Annotated in this window: 2 protein-coding genes; both read right to left on the reverse strand. The window is 46.2% G+C overall.

Annotated elements, in window-relative coordinates:
• Nucleotides 1-899, reverse strand: an 899-nt coding sequence (locus tag ACH0VJ_RS22525; protein ID WP_023196387.1) for a glycosyltransferase family 2 protein, incomplete at its 3' end; no start/stop codon positions are given.
• A complete protein-coding gene (locus tag ACH0VJ_RS22530) occupies nt 896-1,258 on the reverse strand; it encodes a GtrA family protein (protein ID WP_000915525.1) in 363 nt (120 codons plus the stop codon). The genes ACH0VJ_RS22530 and ACH0VJ_RS22525, both read right to left, overlap by 4 nt.
• Nucleotides 1,259-1,335 lie beyond the last annotated feature (77 nt).

The following is a 1,335-nucleotide window of genomic DNA, read 5'->3' on the forward strand; positions in this document are numbered from 1 at the left end:
ATATATTTAGGTCTTGCTTTGGTTTCAATGTAAATTCTTCCGATATACTCGCCGAGTACACCAATGCCGATTAGCTGGATGCCACCAAGAAACAGTATCGACACCAGAAGTGACGGGTATCCCCGCACGGCGTTACCGAACGCCAGAGTGTCGAATATCATCCAGGCACCATACAGAAATGCAACACCTGCGACAGCTAACCCGATATACGTCCAGATGCGGAGAGGGAAAGTTGAGAAGCTGGTAATCCCTTCGAGCGCCAGATTCCATAATTTCCAGCCGTTGAATTTCGAATCACCGGCCACGCGTTCGGCACGGGCATATTTAACAACATCCGTTTTTCCGCCAACCCAACTGAGCACACCCTTCATGAACAAGTTGCGTTCGGGCATTAATTTAATATTTTCGACAACCTCACGGCTCATTAACCGGAAATCACCGACGTTCTCTTCAATTTTCGGATTGCTGATTTTATTGTGCAGCTTATAAAACCATTCAGCTGTCTTACGCTTCATGCGCCCGTCAGTTGAGCGGTCTGAGCGCTTAGCCAGCACCATATCCGCGCCAGCCTGCCACTTCTCAATGAGATGGGGGATAACTTCTATCGGATCCTGTAAATCGACATCAATAGGAATGACCGCATCCCCGGTTGCATAGTCGAGACCCGCGAAAAGAGCAGGTTCTTTACCGAAGTTTCGCGTAAACGAAAGCGGAATAACGAGCGGATCAGATGCAGCTATTTTGTTAATTATTGATTCAGTCGCATCTTTGCTTCCGTCGTTGATGAAAACAATCTCAACTTCATACGGTTTTAGCTCTTCAAACTCGCGAACCGTTTTATAGAAAATAGGTATCGTGGCTTCTTCATTGAAGACCGGAACGACTAACGAGACTTTCATTTCGCATCCCTAAAGACAATGAACTTTGAATAAATGAATCCGCATGTCAGGCTGATAGCTGAAAAGGTGACAAGAGTAAGGAGTGGCGGCAGGGAACATTTGTCAGCCATCCAGCCAACAACGGCGCTCAGTGTTCCCATAAATCCCACGTACATCATGTAGCGAAGCGTGGTGGTGCTGGCGTTAAAGGTGAAGCGCGCATTGGCATAGAAGCTGAACGATACTGCGATAACAAAACCGGAAAAGTTCGCCAGCGCCTGATGCGTATGCATCCCATACACACAAAAAGCAAATACGCCCCAATGAATAAGCGTGTTAAGAACACCGATCGATGTGTACTTAGCGAATAACTTCAACATTATGAAAATCAGCGGATTCGGAAAGGTCTGGAGTGTAGCACTACAAATTGATTTGATCGATAAAGACGATCAATAAT

Origin of the sequence: Salmonella sp. 2020_1459 (assembly GCF_043847915.1) — a bacterium.
In the GTDB taxonomy this organism is placed as follows: domain Bacteria; phylum Pseudomonadota; class Gammaproteobacteria; order Enterobacterales; family Enterobacteriaceae; genus Salmonella; species Salmonella enterica.